Consider the following 16,920-nt stretch of genomic DNA (forward strand, 5'->3'; position numbering starts at 1 on the left):
ACTATGGCCGACGCCACTTTGCTACACGAAACCCAAGATGCCCTAGGACCGATCCGCGTGCTCGACTATGGTGATACCCGCGTGCTGTCCTTTGGCGACAACGATGAGCAGAGCAAAATTCTTAAAACCGCCCCGCACATCCCACAACATACCTATGTGCAAGGCATGCTACTGGTGTTGTTATTTTGCCAACCGAAAAGCGCCATCGTACTCGGCCTTGGCGGCGGCGCCCTCATTCATGCCCTGCGCCGCTTCGATGCCGCAATTAAACTTACTGCAGTTGAGCTTCGCCCAGCAGTGATTGAACTTGCCAAACGTTACTTTCAATTACCGATTGGCAAAAAGCTTAATCTAATCAACCAAGATGCCGTCGCTTTTATGGCATCGGCCGAGCATAAAAAGGTCGATGTGATTTTTGCCGATATCTACAGCGCTAAAGGGGTCGACACTGGGCAACTCTCGCCCACTTTTCTTCAGCAGTGCACACAACTGATTAAACCCAACGGTTATTTAGTGCTGAATTGCTGGAAGGAACACAGCCAAAATCGCGAGTTGCTCGCCGATCTGCAGCACCATTTTGCCCACGTGCATGCCTGCCTCACCAGCGGGGGCAACTGGGTGATTTTTGCCAGCCAAACACCACAATCTTTGAGCGCGTCGGCGCTGAAAAGTCAGGCGCAAACCCTGTCACAACAACTAGATTTTGCCCTTGAACGTTCACTGACTCGCTTTGGCCCTTGGATTTAAGATTAATCTCAGTCAAATGGCTTAAATTAGTTAACCCTAAGACTCAGCTTTGCTATGCTTCTCACTCCCTATTGATATGAGCTGTCACCATGAAAAATAAGAATAAATTTTTGTTAAGCGTTATGGCGCTGGCGTGCCTTAACTCTCTCAATGCTAACGCCGAAACCTTTAGTTTTGACACTCGTAACTCACTCAATTCCGACACATTAGTGCTGTTCCAAAGCGCTGATTCGACAACCTATAGTCTCGATTTTTTACCCCAATCGACTCAAGACCAACTCAACCTTGCGGTCGCCGACAACAGTTTTGCGGGTAAACGCGGTGAAATCTTAGAAATCCTAGTCCCAAGCGAAATCGACGCTAAGCGGGTGTTACTGGTTGGAATTGGCGATGCTAAGACCTTAACACCGGGTGAAATCAACACTTTAGGTGGCAATATTGCCGCCAAGCTTGAAACCGTGCCTCAAGCCACAGTGCGTGTGCTGACCCAAGGCTTAAGTAACGCGCCGCTGTTCGGTTCAGAACTGGCCCACGGCATTGAACTGCGCAGCTATCGTTACACTCAATTTAAAGCCAGCAATCGCGCCGAGAAGAACTATCAAATCGGGGTTGATGACTTAAGCCAAAACCAAAAACACCATAAGAATCTACAAGCTATCGAAGCGGGTGTGTTTTTAGCGCGGGATCTCACCAATGCGCCGGCAGGGATTATGTATCCCGAAAGCTTTGCCAACGAGGCGCGTAAACTTAAATCCCTCGGTGTAAAAGTCACAGTGCTCGAAGCCAAAGATATTGAACGTTTAAACCTCGGCGCCTTAGCCGCGGTGGGTAAAGGCAGCGAGCGTCCACCTAAGTTGGTCGTCGCCCACTGGCCCGGTAGCAAAGAAGCACCTATAGCCCTAGTTGGTAAAGGCATTACCTTCGACTCTGGCGGCTACAATATCAAGGCCACAGGCACCTCTATCGCGCGGATGAAGTCCGATATGGCGGGCGCTGCGACCGTGCTCGGCACTGTCAAGGCCATGGCCATTCAAAAGGCACCAGTAAACCTAGTTGCGATTATGCCGATGGCGGAAAACATGGTGTCGGGACATGCAATGATCCCAGGCGATGTGATTAAAACCGCCCAAGGCCTCACGGTTGAAGTGCTCAACACCGACGCCGAAGGCCGTTTAGTGTTAGCCGACGGTCTCTGGTATGCCCGTGAGAATTACCGCCCTTCGATTATCGTCGATGTGGCGACCCTCACAGGCTCAAAAGTGGGCGCGCTGGGTAGCGTTTATGCAGGATTATTTACCGATTTTGAGCCACTGGTGCAGCAGCTCACCTTTGCGGGTCAACAGGTGGGTGAAAAAGTTTGGCGCTTGCCGTTAGATCAAGCCTACGACGATGAGCTGAAATCCACCATCGCCGATTTAAAGAATACCGGTAAAGAAGGCAGCGCAGGGGCATCGTCTGCCGCTATGTTCCTCAAACGCTTTGCGGGTGAGCAACCTTGGGCTCACCTCGATATCGCTGGCAATGCCTTAACTGCCACCGATACCGCCGTGGTGCCCGCAGGCGCCACTGGCTATGGCGTGCGCCTGCTCAGCACTTGGTTAACTCAGCCTAAGGCGCAAAACTAACGCGATATTGTGACGCTCAAGCCGAGTCTGTGGCTCGTTTGAGAAGAGAGATTAAGGGATATCGTCGATATCCCTTTTTTATTGCCCTGCTCTTTTACCACTTCACCAAAGTAAACAATCAATTAGCCGCCAACACGCGCCAGTACTGTAAAATCGATTAATCCTCCCTCTCAAACCTGCTTGATTCGACAAAATCGATTAGGATGATAGTTTTTATGCGTTATATTTATCATTCTGGGCTGGGTAATATGCTTCACATCAACGGGACACAAGTTAAGTGGCTCGTACTTAATTCACCATAATCAACTAAATGGAAGCATAAAATGACTCAGTCAATTATCAACAGCACAATCAAACCATTCAAAGCCACTGCTTACCACAATGGTGAGTTCGTTCCTGTAACTGAACAAGATCTGTTAGGTAAATGGTCAGTTGTATTCTTCTATCCAGCAGACTTCACTTTCGTTTGCCCAACTGAATTAGGTGACATGGCGGATCACTACGCTAAGTTACAATCTATGGGCGTTGAAGTTTACTCAGTTTCTACTGACACTCACTTCACTCACAAAGCATGGCACGATACTTCTGACACCATCAAGAAGATCAACTTCCCAATGCTGGCTGACCCTACTGGCGTGATCAGCCGTAACTTCGGTGTGATGATCGAAGAAGAAGGTTTAGCACTGCGTGGTACTTTCGTTATCAACCCAGAAGGCCAAGTGAAAGTTGCTGAAATCCATGACCTAGGTATCGGCCGTAGCGCATCTGAACTGGTTCGTAAGATCCAAGCAGCTCAGTACGTTGCAACTCACGATGGCGAAGTTTGCCCAGCTAAATGGCAACCAGGTGACGAAACCTTAGCACCATCTTTAGACCTAGTAGGCAAAATCTAATCTAGCCTAACAAGAGTCAACCCCGCCAACCTAGTATCTCAAGCTAGTTGGCAGCGCAGTAAGACGGCAATTGCACGAATCCCCATGAGCTTAGTATCTAAGTGATTGGGGTGAGTAAATGCAGCCAACGCAACTGCGGTGCCAAATAGGAAGAGAGAACCGCCCCCTGCAAGGTTCTAGGTTGGCCCCCTCGCGTTTTCAATTATTTCATTTTCAAGGATTTTGGAGTCATCATGTTAGATGCGAATTTAAAAAATCAACTGCAAACCTATCTGCAAAACCTCAAGAGACCAGTTGAACTTGTCGTGTCAGCAGATGAAAGCAAGAAGTCTCAAGAATTAAAAAGCTTAGCCAATGACATCGTTAGCCTTTCCTCTTTAGTGAGCCTCAAAGAAGCTCAAGGCTCTCGTACGCCAGCGATGACAGTGGTTAACACCGATCTCAATACTCAGATTAGCTTTGCTGGTCTGCCTATGGGTCACGAATTCACCTCACTCGTGTTAGCCCTGCTGCACACGGGTGGACACCCAATCAAACTCAGCGACGAAGTCATTGAGCAGATCCGTAATCTGCCTGGCAAATATGAGTTTGAAACCTATGTTTCACTCACCTGCCAAAACTGCCCTGATGTGATTCAGGCGCTAAATATGATGGCTGCGATTAACCCGAACATCACCAACGTGATGATCGACGGCGCCCTGTTCCAAGACGAAGTGGCGAGTCGTAATATCATGGCCGTACCGTCTGTGTACTTAAACGGTGAAGTGTTTGCCGCAGGCCGTATCAGCATCGGTGAGATCTTAAATAAACTCGATACTGGCGCTGCCAGCCGTAAAGCTGAAGAACTCAGCCAAAAAGCCCCATACGAAGTCTTAGTCGTCGGTGGTGGCCCGGCTGGCGCAGCTGCCGCGATTTACGCTGCCCGTAAAGGTCTTCGCACTGGTGTGGTTGCAGATAAATTTGGTGGCCAAGTTGCCGAAACTGTAGGTATCGAAAACTTTATTTCGGTAAAAGCGACTGAAGGTCCAAAACTGGTGGCTAACCTTGAAGCCCACGTTCGTGACTACGAAGTCGACATCATGGATAACCAGAAAGCCGTTAAACTGGCGAGCGATGGATTATTCGAACTCGAACTGGCAAGCGGTGCAACACTGCGTAGCCGTACCATCCTTTTGGCAACCGGTGCCCGCTGGCGCGAAATGAATGTCCCCGGTGAGAAAGAATACCGTGGTAAGGGCGTAGCTTACTGCCCACACTGTGACGGCCCATTATTTAAAGGCAAACGTGTTGCAGTGATCGGTGGCGGTAACTCAGGTATCGAAGCGGCAATCGATTTAGCCAACATTGTTGAGCATGTGACCGTACTCGAATTTGATAGCAAACTGCGCGCCGATGACGTACTGCAACGTAAAGCGGCCTCTATGGGTAATATCCATATCATTACTCAAGCGATGACCACTGAAGTGACTGGTGACGGTACCCGTGTAAACGGCCTGAACTACACCGACCGTGCAACGGGTGAAAGCCACCATATCGCGCTGGCTGGTATCTTCGTACAAATCGGTTTAGTGCCCAATGCCGAATGGTTAAAAGGCACTGTGGATTTAACTCCTCGTGGCGAAATCATCGTCGATGAGCGCGGCCAAACCTCTATCCCAGGTGTATTCGCCGCTGGTGACGTGACTAACTCACCTTACAAGCAAATCATCATCGCTATGGGTAGCGGTGCCAATGCTTCACTGGGTGCGTTTGATTACCTCATTCGCCATAGCGATGATAGTGCCGAGACCACAGAAACTAAAGCGGCTTAATCGTTAACGATTATTCCCCTCACGAAAAAGCCAGCTGATGCTGGCTTTTTGTTTTAGTGTTAACAATCCTGTTCTACAGGTAAGCATTCTCAAGCCTAATTTGCATTAAGGTTTCTGGTGTATCGACCGCTTTGAAACCAAACTGGGCGTAGAGTCCATGGGCATCGCGGGTGGCGAGCATTATGCGTCTTAATCCTTGCAGATCAGGATGTTCCATAATCGCTGCCATCATCATTTTACTTAACCCTAAGCCTCGGTGGGATTCGAGAACAAACACATCGGCAAGGTAGGCAAAGGTGGCTTTATCAGTAATCATGCGCGCAAAAGCAAGCTGTTGATTATCCTTATCAAACACCCCAAAACATAAACTGTTGCCAAGTGCCTTTCGCAAGAGTTCAGGCGGCATACCCTGCGCCCAATAACTGTTGGAAATAAAACCATGGATAAGCTCAAAATCCATTTCCGTTTGCGCTGTGCTGACCCGATATTCCATCACTCGCCTCGATTTAGCTGTTATTGACGCTTACCAATAACATAAAAGCCATGGCAAATAACACTAATTTAGCTAGCGAATACAAGGCGCCCGCCAGAGTGCCACCACCATGGTTAGTAAATGCCAAGTGACGATTGATTTCATATTTAAATAAATGGGCGAGATGACGATAAGCCAAGAAGTAAAGCAGTGAAGCGGCAGGCCAAATGCCAATAATCAGCATTTGGCCCTGTTCCTTGGTCGTCAAAAGCGCTGACAGAAAAGGAATACTCAAACATGCCGCGTATATCCACGCAAAGCGCTTGAGTAACTGACGAATTTTTTTATCCGATAACGGCTTCAACTGAACTCCTTTTCACCTTACGTCCACGCAATCACTGACTACATTGGCTCGATTTGCTCGACCATCAACTGCAGGGTGAAATTACCGCGATATTCGTTCACATCCAGCTTATAAACGATGCGCGCATGCTGAATTGTCGCATCGGGCCAAGTGTGTAAATCCACGTTAAAGGCAATCGCGTCTAACATCACAGTACTGCATGGGGTTTCAAGCACTAATTTAAGGTGGCGCTCCCCCACTATTCGCTGCTGGATAATCTTAAAATAGCCATCGAATAATGGCTCCTCGAAGGACTGACCCCAAGGCCCCGCATTACGAAGTAACTGAGCAATTTCGAGGGTAAGTTCCGTCGGCGTTAATTCGCCATCGGACCACAGCTCACCCGTCAGCTGCTCAGGCTTTAATAGTTCACGCACCGCATCATCATAGGCTTTGGCAAAGGTTGCGAAGCCGCCGGACTTTAAGGTTAAGCCTGCCGCCATTGCATGGCCGCCAAATTTGCTGATAAGCCCTGGATGGCGGGAGTTAACCAACTCCAGCAGATCCCGCATATGCAAACCTTTGATGGAGCGCGCCGAGCCTTTAATTTCGCCATTCCCCGCGTCGGCAAAGGCGATAACGGGTCTGTGGTATTTATCTTTAATTCGCGAGGCCAGAATACCGATAACCCCTTGGTGCCAATCCTCTTGAAAGAGGGCGATGCCCCACGGAAGTTGCTCTTCATTAAGCTTTAGATATTCAAGACTTTTAAGCGCCTCTTGCTGCATCCCCACCTCAAGCTCACGTCGCTCTTGGTTGAGGCTATCGAGTTCTGCCGCCATCCGCCTTGCATACATAATGTCTTCGCACAGCAGGGTTTCAACCCCAAGCGCCATTTCATCCAGTCGGCCGGCGGCATTAAGCCTTGGGCCTACGGCAAAACCAAAGTCCGAGGCGACAATGCGAGCGGGATTACGTTTCGCCACTTCGAGTAAGGCGGTAATACCCACACGACAACGACCACTGCGTACCCGCGCCAATCCCGCCTCGACCAAAATACGATTGTTGGCATCGAGCGACACCACGTCGGCCACAGTGCCAAGGGCAACAATATCCAGCAGAGTGCCAAGGTTTGGCTCGGCAATGCCGCGGGCTTGATACCAATGACGAGCGCGCAGCTCAGCCCGAAGCGCCGTCATCAGATAAAAGGCAACCCCGACGCCGGCAATCGATTTGCTGGCAAACTGGCAACCGGGCTGGTTGGGATTCACTATGGCGTCGGCATCTGGTAACTCATGGCCGGGTAAGTGATGGTCGGTGATCACCACCTGCATGCCAAAGGCCTTGGCGGCGGCTACGCCCTCAATCGAGGAAATGCCGTTATCTACTGTGATAAGTAATTCTGCCTGTTTGGATGCCGCCACGGCGACAATCTCAGGACTTAGGCCATAACCGTAGTCGAAACGATTGGGGATCAAATAATCGACCTTGCTCGCCCCCATCATTCGCAGTGCTAACAAACACACACTGGTTGAAGTGGCGCCGTCGGCATCAAAATCACCGACGATCAATATCGACTTCTCCTGCTGCATCGCATCGGCAATCAACTTAGCGGCCAGCTCCAAGCCCTTCATAGTATCGGGTCTTAACAGGCCTTTAAGCACTAGCTCGCACTCGTTGGGCATAACACCACGGCGGGCGTAAAGCTGTCTTAATAACGGCGGAAGGTGAGCGGGTAAATGGCTATCATCAACGGTTGGACGACGGACTATCTTATGGATCAAGGGAGCAAACTCTTAAGCAATCATGGGGCTAAGATAACAAAAAGGTGAGCCTTAAGCTCACCTTTAATGGCATAAATTTATCCGAAACGGGATTATTTACGCGCTTCTAAGGTACGCAGTAAATCCGCAGGTGGTTGATATCCAGGGATCATGCTGCCATCTTCCAATACGATTGCAGGCGTGCCGTTAACACCAAAGCTGGTGCCTAACTCATACTGCTCGGCAATTTTGGCATCACAGGTCGCGGCAGACACTTTTTGGCCCGCCTTGGCTTCTGTCATGGCCTTTAATGGATCCTTAGCACACCAGATGGCTTGCATTTCATCGGCATTGGCAGATGGTACGCCAGCACGTGGGAAAGCTAAGTAACGCACGGTAATGCCCATCTTGTTGTAGTCGGCCATTTGGCTATGCAACTTGCGGCAATAGCCACAGCTTACATCGGTAAATACCGTCACTACGTGTTTTTCATCCTTAGCCTTGTATACCAACATATGATCTTCAAGTGGCTTCATCATCTCTAGACGCGGGCCAGCAAGTGCGGCTTCCGTCAGGTTTTTCATCCCCTTATCGAGATCGTACAAGTTACCGTGGAACAGTTTTGTGCCATCACGGCTAATATAGAGCACACCACGATTGGTCATGGCTTGGTATAAACCTTCAATCGGCGAGTCCTGCATTGAAATCACTTCAACGTCTAACATCTCGCTGAGTTTTTGCTTAATAGCAGCGGTGTCGGGAGTGGTCGCCGTAGCGGCGCTGGCCAGAGGCGCAACAACAAGCGCGATAACTAAAGATAATGCTCGGGTCAACTTCATGGGACTTCCTATTAAGTAAATCGCTACTGCGAAATATGGGTCTGTTTATTAGACCTTGTATGGGGGCAAAAAGTTACAGACAAGCCAGATAGAATGCAAATTTATACTGTAACTAAATTCGACCATCCACGGTTTTGTGAAGGATCCAACTTAACCGCGAGGATGATGTTGTTGGTGCAACTCTTGTAATCTCGCTCGCGCCACATGGGTATAAATTTGAGTGGTCGATAAGTCACTGTGACCTAAGAGTAATTGCACCACCCTAAGGTCGGCGCCATGGTTAAGTAAGTGGGTGGCAAAGGCATGGCGCAGGGTATGGGGCGAAAGCTCGGTTTCGATGCCAGCGCGACTCGCATAGAGCTTGATCCGATGCCAAAAGGTTTGCCTTGTCATCATCTGTGCCCGCTTCGAAGGAAATACCACATCGGACTGGATATTGCCCAAGAGTTCATAGCGCGCAAAGCTTAAGTAACGCTCGACCTCGGTAATGGCCAGCTCGCCCATGGGCACTAAGCGCTCTTTACCGCCCTTACCCACAATCCGCACTAAACCTTGGCGCAAACTCATCTGCTCCATGGTGAGTCCCACCAGCTCACTCACCCGTAATCCAGTGGCGTATAAGAGTTCGAGCATGGCTTTATCACGGCACTCGACGGGGTCATCCACATTGGGCTCGGCCAGCAATCTATCGACCTGTGACTCACTTAAGGAATCGGGCAACTGCCGACTCAATTTAGGCGATTCAATTAACGCCATAGGATCGCCAGCAATCTGTTTGGTTTGCAGTAAGTAGGTGTAAAAACGCCGTAAACTACTGAGCAAACGTGCACTACTGGTGCGGGCAAATTGTTGCTCGACGCGGTAGGCTAAATAGGCACGCACATCGGCTTGCCCTACCTCGATTAACCGCAGGCCTTGGCCCTGTTGGTAGCGGTCAAAATGGCGTAAATCGGTGCGATAAGCACTCAAGGTGTTATCACTTAAGCCCTTGCTGGACCAAAGATCATCGAGAAAGGCATCGATAAGCGGATCGCACTGATAGGTTTTAGCCACAAAAACTCCATAAAAAAACGGCGCACTCTAAAGATACGCCGTTGATATTAACTCAATTGTCTGCTTCTGGCAGCGCCTTGTTTATGCCGCGCTGACAGTTTTCGCGCCGCTACCACGAATGATTAAACAGAGCACAATCACCACTAGCGTTGGTAATAACCACGCCATGCCCTCTTCATACAGTGGCAGGATAGACAACGTTGGAGACATACCACTGACGAGATCGATAAAGCTTTGCGCCGCTTCCGTCACGCCTTTACCGTCTTCACCAGTGAGGCTTTTCGCTGCGACTTTCATCCCATCGAAAATACCAAACAGCAAGGCTACCGACAGTGCCGCGCGATGGGCAAACTGTGGACGCGGGAAGTATTCGGTCAAGAAGGTCACCGCCACTAAGGCAATCGCCACAGGGTAAACCGCCATCAACACCGGAATACTGATAGTAATTAACTGCGACAGACCAACGTTTGCGATCAAGGCACAGATGGCGCTCAGTAGAACCACTAAGAAACGGTAAGACAGCTTTGGCATCAGCTCATTGAAAAACTCTGAGCAGGCACTCACTAAACCGACCGCCGTGGTTAAACAGGCTAAGGTCACCACGGTAGACAGCAATACAGTGCCCAAACTGCCAAACTCGCGTGTCACATAGTTAGTTAAAATCTCGCCACCGTTTTTAGCGCCCACGGCAATATCACCCGCCGTCGCACCTAAAAAGAACAGTGACACATAAACAAAAGCAAGCCCTGCCGCCGCGATAAAGGCTGCGCGGATCAAGTATTTAGTCTGCGCGCTAGGCTGGTCAATCCCCTTTTTACGCAGCAGATCGATAATCAACATACCGAACATCAAAGACGCTAGGGTATCCATAGTGTTATAGCCTTCGAGGATACCTTTGGTCAGCGGATGGTTTTGGTAGTCACCCACGGCCGCGCCAACATCGCCTGCGGGTAAAAACACCACTGATAAGGCTAAACCGACCAGTAATAACAACAGGATAGGAGTTAATACTTTACCGACGCTGTCCAGTAACTTACCGGGGAACAATGCCAGTAGCATAGTCACAGTGAAGAAGCACAGGGTGTAGATAAGTTGCGACAGATTCAGCGACAAACTGCCGAGCATAATGGTCGCCGTAGTGTTGTCGATAAAGGGCTTAGCACCGATTTCATAGGCCACAAGACCCGTACGCGGCGCCGCAAACGCTGGTCCAATAATGATATAAATCGCGATGGCCAAAGCGGTTGCCGCAAACACTGGCAGCATTGCCATAACCTTACCTTGAGCCTTAGCAACAGCAATGAGCCCGACTAAAGGTAAACCTACGGCAGTGATGAGAAAGCCTAACATGGCAAGGGGCATATTCTCCCCGGCCAACATACCCGCAAAGGGTGGAAAAATTAAGTTACCCGCCCCCAAAAAAAACGCGAAGGTCATAAAACCTAAGCCTAATGTATCCCCGATACTCATCTGATTGTCTTGCACAGAAAGCCCCATCTTGTCTTATTGTTTTTAATAAACTTAAGTGATTATGTGTCGATTAGCCATAGCTAAAACAAAGCCCATTCGGAGTGCAAATCTATGTTTACACAATTCCGTGGTAAATATGTGCGATATCTGCTGAGTTTATAAACAAAAATGAACTAAAAATTGGCTTCACTGCCGATTTATTCACCTAAAAACCCGTTCACCTATCCGTTAATCATAAAATTGATTAAAAATGGGGGCAAAACTAATAACAGAATTCAAAAATCAATACAACAATCAAGGTTGTTTTTAAGAAAAAAACCACCTCAATGCTAATTAACTGCTAACAATGCGTTACCGAGGTAATAAATTAAACCGTTAATTAAGTGAACTTCGCCTCAAAACAGCATAAAAAACACAAAAACTAGATCTAAATGGAAGAATAGACTTATTTCACTAAACCATAAAAATCTTAGCTAAAGCGCGAACGGCCATTTAAAATAGCGGCAATCTTAAATCGCCCCCATTAATTCACTCGATAGTCTGATATCCAATGGCATTTACCTTTAAACAATTCCACATTGATGATCTTAATTGCGGTATGCCCGTCAGCACCGACGGCGTGATATTAGGTGCATGGGCTCCGCTGTCGCGGGCTAAGCATATTCTCGATATTGGGGCGGGAAGTGGATTATTGAGTTTAATGGCGGCGCAGCGCAGCCAAGGGCAAATCACCGCTGTCGAGTTGGAGGAAAAAGCCGCCGCGGCGTGCCAATACAATATGACGCAAAGTCCGTGGGCGGATAGATGTAAGCTCATCCATGGCGATATTCAGCACGTTTGCCAACAAGCTGAGTATCAAGAATATTTCGACCATATCATCTGCAACCCGCCCTACTTCGAACATGGCCCCAAGGCAAATGAGCAACACAGGGCGATGGCGCGCCACACTGACACCTTAGGCTTTACGCCCTTACTCGAGGCGATAAGTCAGTGCCTGTCGCATGAAGGCCACGCCAGCCTGATCCTGCCCATCCAAAGCCTGACGCGCTTTAAGGCCTGCCTGCATCAGACTCAACTTTATCTCGTAAAGGAAGTGAGGGTAAAAAGCATGGAGAATAAGGACGCGAATCGTGTCTTGCTGCTGTTGGCTAAGATTCTTTTAACTCAAAGTCAGGATGAACCCTGTCAGCACACAGAGCTCACCCTACGTGGGGAAGATGGCCGCTATACCGAGCAAATGATTGCCCTGACCAAAGATTTTTACCTAAAGCTTTAATTCGAGTAGCAATAAGGCTCGCATCAAGAGCCTTATCTTTTGTAGCGAATCTAATATCAGCTATCTATCCATTTATTTTTAATCTCAAGCACTTTGTCTAAGTTGTCGGTAAATAACCGCACTAGCTCAGGATCGAAATGCACTCCGCTCTGCTCATGGATATAGTCCATGGTCTTCTCAACTGACCAAGCCTCTTTATAGGGACGTTTGCTGGTGAGCGCGTCAAACACATCGGCGAGGGCGACTATGCGTCCCTCTAATGGAATGGCTTCGCCTTTCAATCCATTAGGATAACCTGTGCCGTTCCATTTCTCGTGGTGAGTCAGCGCGACGGATTTGGCTAGTCGCAGCAGCTCGGAATCCGCCTCACCGATAATTTCGGCACCAATATGGGGGTGAGTTTTCATAATGGCGAACTCTTCATCGGTCAACTTACCCGGTTTGAGCATAATGCTGTCGGGAATACCGATTTTACCTATGTCGTGCATGGGCGCCGCATGCAATAAATCATCCGCCTGCGCCTCACTCAGGCCGTAGGCCAAAGCCAAAATTTTAGAATAATGACTCATGCGCAGCACATGGGTGCCCGTTTCATTATCTTTATATTCGGCGGCGCGACCTAAACGTTGGATCACTTGCAAGCGAGTGCGGCGCAATTCATCGGCCTGTACTAAGGATAAATGGGTTTTCACCCGCGCTTTGACTATGGTGGCCGAAATCGGCTTCACAATGTAATCCACCCCGCCCACGGCAAAGCCCGCCGCCTCATCGTGTTCATCATTTAAGGCGGTGACAAAAATCACCGGGATCGACTGAGTCTCAGAGATATTTTTCAGTAACTGACAGACTTCTAACCCCGTCATATTGGGCATCATAATGTCGAGTAGGATCAGCGATGGCAACTCAGTTTGCGCGAGGCGCAGGGCCTCCTCGCCACTTTTGGCAAAGATAAGATGGTAATCCTGATGCAAAACTTGCTTGAGCACCCGTAAGTTAACGGGCTCATCATCCACCAACAATAAGGTTTTCTTATGTTCAGATGTAGACTGCATTGCTACTCCTTATTCGCGGTGATAAAACGCCGTAACTCGGTCAATTCATTATGGGCAATATCAAAATCAAAGTTGTCTAGCGCCTCAGCAATAATGGCCGCTCTCAGACGTAGAGACTCATCAATACGAGCGGTGAGCGCTTCAAGATCAGACTCTTCAAAACTATGGTGCGCAATCGATGCCAGCAAGGCATCAATATGCGTTAATAATTGTGCGGGATCGCCAGTCCCCGCATGGACAGCAGCGGATACTGCTGCCGCGGGCACTGTAGTGCTCTCGATATAATCCCCAATCTCGACGAGAGAGTCGCTAATCTGAGCAACTATGGCCTCCATGGCTTCACGTGAGGGCGACTCAGCTTGCGCCAACTGCTCTAACTGGCCAAAGTGCGCCATCCATTGCAGCAGCCCCAGATTACCGCTAACCCCTTTCAAACTATGGCTTAAGAGTTTAATTGTTGCCGTATCTTGCCCACTCATTGCCTGTTGTAACGCTTGGCTTTTCTCTGGCCATTGGGCAATAAACTTCATCAATTCTTTGATAAATAGGGGTTTAGAACCCCACAATTTCACGCCCTTGGCTTCATCGACTAATAGCGTGCTCACAGGCGGCAAAGATTCAAACTCGGCTTGAGGCGGATTAAGTTGCAACACTCTGGCAATTTCCCGCGTCAGCAGCGCAAAATCGATGGGTTTATTGGCAAAGCCATCCATACCCGCCTGCTCGGCGGCGCTCTTGTCTTGCTCGAGCACACTCGCGGTTAAGGCAATAATTGGCATATGGGGTAATTGAGATTCAGCCTCTTGCTCACGGCGCATCTTCGCCGCCGTTAATCCATCCATTACCGGCATTTGCAGGTCCATCAAGGTGATATCGATGTCGGCTTTTTGCATCCGCAGCAGCGCCTGTTCGCCATCGCGGGCAGTGATCACTTTATGCCCTTGGCGGGTTAACCATACGGACAATAGATCGATATTCTGTTGAATATCATCGACCACAAGTAGCGTCAGAGGCGGTAATGAGCCATTGTCGGCGCGCTGGGTCGATAGCGGCTCAGAGCTAGGTTGCAAGGGAATGGTAAAGCGGAATGTACTGCCTTGACCTAAGGTACTTTCGGCGGTGAGCTCTCCGCCCATCAATTCGACCAACTGCTTACTGATGGTCGTCCCAAGTCCTGTGCCACCGTATTTGCGACTCATGGAGGCATCGGCTTGGGCAAACGCTTCAAATACCCGATTAAGCTGCTCAGGCGACATGCCAATTCCAGTATCAATAATCTCGAAGGTGATTTTGGTCGTATCTTGGGTCGTATCTTGTGGAAAGACTCTGACCGTCACCGTCCCCTCGCAGGTAAATTTAACCGCGTTGCCAATCAAATTGATCAGCACTTGGCGGATACGCTCCGGAGAGCCGATAAAGTTTGCCGCCATCGTCGGCGCAACATCGACCTCGAGGGATAAACGCTGCTTCTTCGCCTGCAACCACAGGGTTGAAATCACAGTATCGATTTCATCGGTTAAGCAAAACACTCGGTTTTCTAACTCGAGTTTGCCCTTGTCGAGCTTGGCGCTATCGAGCACATCGTTGAGTAGGTGCAGCAAGGATTTGGCGGAGCGATTGATGGTAGAGAGCTGTTTTTGTTGTTCAAGGTCTAATACCGACTCCAACAGAATGTCGCTAAAGCCGATGATGGCATTCATTGGCGTGCGGATCTCGTGGCTCATATTGGCCAAGAAGGCCGCACGCGCCGCTGCCGCCTGCTCGGCATTATTCTTTGCCGTCACTAAGTCCTGTTCCATCTCCTTACGCTCGGTGATATCCATCAGGAAGCCATCAATCCACACCTCTTTGCTGGTTTCATCGAGGATGTAATTGCCGTGTTCAAACAGCCAACGTACCCCACCGTCTGCGCGAATAATGCGGTATTCCATCGAAAAGGTCGGTGGCTGCGCTTGGGCGTAAATGGTTTCAATATCGTCCGGATGATAGAGATCCGAGAAGAAACGTTTCGGATGGGGGAGTTCAAAGTCTTCGGCGGGATAGCCAGTGATGTTCTGCACCGCGTCGCTGATAAATACCATGGGCCAGCCCTCGGTGCTTTTACAGCGATAGGCAATGCCTGGGATATTGGTGATCAGCGAGCGAAACTTGGCCTCATTGATTTTTAGCTCTTGCTCCATCTCATTGCGTTGGCTGAGATCGGAGATGAAACCGACAAAGTAATGGGCTTTGCCCTGCATCACATGGCCGATACTCAGGCGCACTGGCACTAAATGACCCGCCTTATGTTGCGCTTCGACCTCTCGCCCCGTGCCAATAATTTGCGCTTCGCGGGTCTGTGCATACCTAGCTAAATAGCCATCGTGGTGCGGCCGAATCGCCTCAGGGACGATTTTTTTCACATTCGCCCCAAGCAGTTCGGCAGGAGACCAGCCTAAAATCGTGGTCACCGCCTTGTTCACATTCACTATGATACCTTGGCCATCGATTGTGATAATGCCATCGACGGCGGTATTCATCATGGCGCGCATGCGGTCTTCATTGGATTTTGCGAGTAAAGACAGGTCTTTATACTTAAAGATCACATTCACAATCAGCACTAAGCAGATAATTGCAGTGGTGATCACCGAGACGCCGAGCGCGAGATAGAATGAGATTTCCGAGGTCTGCTGGCTCAGTTCCAAACCTTCGGGTCTAACAAAACGCGCCGCCGCCATGCCAGTGTAATGCATGCCCGAAATCGCTAATCCCATGACGATACTGGCGATAAAATTACTCGTAATGGTGCTCATGTTGGAGGAGATAAGCTGATTCAACCCAGTACGAACCCACAGCGCAATAATGGCTAATAGCACGGCGACCACAATCGACAGGGCAAAAATCCATGGGTCGTAACGCAGCAATGGCGCCATCTCCATCGCAGCCATGCCCACATAGTGCATAGTGCCAATTCCGGCGCCCACTAAGGTGCCGCTCAGCAAGACTTGGGAAAACTGAAAACTCGGTTTAGATAGCAGGTTAAGCGCCACCCATGAGGCACCTATGCAGGGCAATAGGGATAGCGCAGTGAGGCCAAAGTCATAGCTCACGGGCGAACATAAATCGAAGGCCAACATACCGATAAAATGCATCGACCAGACACCGCCGCCAAGGACTAAACTCCCAGTCAGTAGCATGCTCTGCTGGCGTGCTCTCGATTGGCTCTGCACCGCTTGAGTCGTCACCTGAAAGGCCATAAAGGCTGCAAAAATCGCAATCAGAATAGAGATAGTGACTAACAAGGGATTGTAATAGACATTCAGCAATAGGCTGTCGTGGGAAAAAATAAAAAACTGCGATAACCAATCAAAAGCCATATGTTCCAAGCCCATGTTTTAGAAACGTAAAACCTAATCGTAACCAACATTTTGTACGCTATCCAAGCAGGGCTAACACTTGGGTACTATGGGATGACGCTCATCAACCATCAGCACAATTTATTGTTAAGACTCCAGCTAACATCCCATCAATCCTTCGAACTCTCTCAACAAAAGCCAATATTTTTACAATATTCTCTTTATCTTATACATCTTTTGC

At 49.2% G+C, this 16,920-nt stretch carries 13 protein-coding genes; 5 read left to right on the plus strand and 8 right to left on the minus strand.

Features of this window, described 5'->3' with window-relative positions; genetic code table 11:
• The first annotated feature begins 3 nt into the window (after nucleotides 1-3).
• From SHEWANA3_RS17425 to ahpF, 4 genes are all read left to right on the plus strand, one after another.
• The gene (locus SHEWANA3_RS17425; protein ID WP_011718126.1) at nucleotides 4-747 is read left to right on the plus strand and encodes a methyltransferase domain-containing protein; all 744 of its coding nucleotides are present in this window, start codon (nucleotides 4-6) and stop codon (nucleotides 745-747) included.
• An 89-nt stretch (nucleotides 748-836) separates the two neighbouring features.
• Entirely contained in the window at nucleotides 837-2,372 is a 1,536-nt protein-coding gene (locus SHEWANA3_RS17430) for a leucyl aminopeptidase (RefSeq protein WP_011718127.1), read from the plus strand.
• 323 nt (nucleotides 2,373-2,695) lie between these two features.
• Entirely contained in the window at nucleotides 2,696-3,265 is a 570-nt protein-coding gene (gene ahpC, locus SHEWANA3_RS17435; RefSeq protein ID WP_011718128.1) for an alkyl hydroperoxide reductase subunit C, read from the plus strand.
• A gap of 233 nt (nucleotides 3,266-3,498) precedes the next feature.
• Nucleotides 3,499-5,076 carry an alkyl hydroperoxide reductase subunit F gene (gene ahpF / locus SHEWANA3_RS17440; RefSeq protein WP_011718129.1) on the plus strand — a complete coding sequence of 526 codons (1,578 nt, stop codon included), beginning with the start codon at nucleotides 3,499-3,501 and terminating at the stop codon, nucleotides 5,074-5,076.
• Between the two features lie 73 nt (nucleotides 5,077-5,149).
• Here the strand turns inward: ahpF and SHEWANA3_RS17445 are convergent, their stop codons facing one another.
• From SHEWANA3_RS17445 to brnQ, 6 genes are all read right to left on the minus strand, one after another.
• Nucleotides 5,150-5,569 carry a GNAT family N-acetyltransferase gene (locus SHEWANA3_RS17445; RefSeq protein WP_011718130.1) on the minus strand — a complete coding sequence of 140 codons (420 nt, stop codon included), beginning with the start codon at nucleotides 5,567-5,569 and terminating at the stop codon, nucleotides 5,150-5,152.
• 13 nt (nucleotides 5,570-5,582) lie between these two features.
• A complete protein-coding gene (locus SHEWANA3_RS17450) occupies nucleotides 5,583-5,912 on the minus strand; it encodes a hypothetical protein (protein WP_011718131.1) in 330 nt (109 codons plus the stop codon).
• A 38-nt stretch (nucleotides 5,913-5,950) separates the two neighbouring features.
• A complete protein-coding gene (gene recJ, locus SHEWANA3_RS17455) occupies nucleotides 5,951-7,675 on the minus strand; it encodes a single-stranded-DNA-specific exonuclease RecJ (protein ID WP_011718132.1) in 1,725 nt (574 codons plus the stop codon).
• 92 nt (nucleotides 7,676-7,767) lie between these two features.
• Nucleotides 7,768-8,493, minus strand: coding sequence for a bifunctional protein-disulfide isomerase/oxidoreductase DsbC (gene dsbC / locus SHEWANA3_RS17460; protein ID WP_011718133.1), 726 nt, complete (start codon nucleotides 8,491-8,493; stop codon nucleotides 7,768-7,770).
• Between the two features lie 150 nt (nucleotides 8,494-8,643).
• Nucleotides 8,644-9,546: a site-specific tyrosine recombinase XerD gene (xerD, locus tag SHEWANA3_RS17465; RefSeq protein ID WP_011718134.1), complete on the minus strand. Its 903-nt coding sequence runs from the start codon at nucleotides 9,544-9,546 to the stop codon at nucleotides 8,644-8,646.
• A gap of 81 nt (nucleotides 9,547-9,627) precedes the next feature.
• A complete protein-coding gene (gene brnQ / locus SHEWANA3_RS17470) occupies nucleotides 9,628-11,043 on the minus strand; it encodes a branched-chain amino acid transport system II carrier protein (RefSeq protein WP_041412775.1) in 1,416 nt (471 codons plus the stop codon).
• Between the two features lie 523 nt (nucleotides 11,044-11,566).
• Between brnQ and SHEWANA3_RS17475 the strand changes: the two genes are divergently transcribed.
• Entirely contained in the window at nucleotides 11,567-12,292 is a 726-nt protein-coding gene (locus tag SHEWANA3_RS17475) for a methyltransferase (RefSeq protein WP_011718136.1), read from the plus strand.
• A gap of 56 nt (nucleotides 12,293-12,348) precedes the next feature.
• Here the strand turns inward: SHEWANA3_RS17475 and SHEWANA3_RS17480 are convergent, their stop codons facing one another.
• Together SHEWANA3_RS17480 and SHEWANA3_RS17485 are read right to left on the minus strand one after the other, a co-directional pair.
• Entirely contained in the window at nucleotides 12,349-13,344 is a 996-nt protein-coding gene (locus SHEWANA3_RS17480) for a two-component system response regulator (RefSeq protein ID WP_011718137.1), read from the minus strand.
• Nucleotides 13,345-13,346: 2 nt separating this feature from the next.
• Nucleotides 13,347-16,715: an MHYT domain-containing protein gene (locus SHEWANA3_RS17485; RefSeq protein ID WP_011718138.1), complete on the minus strand. Its 3,369-nt coding sequence runs from the start codon at nucleotides 16,713-16,715 to the stop codon at nucleotides 13,347-13,349.
• Nucleotides 16,716-16,920 lie beyond the last annotated feature (205 nt).

Source organism: Shewanella sp. ANA-3, from assembly GCF_000203935.1.
Lineage (GTDB): Bacteria > Pseudomonadota > Gammaproteobacteria > Enterobacterales > Shewanellaceae > Shewanella.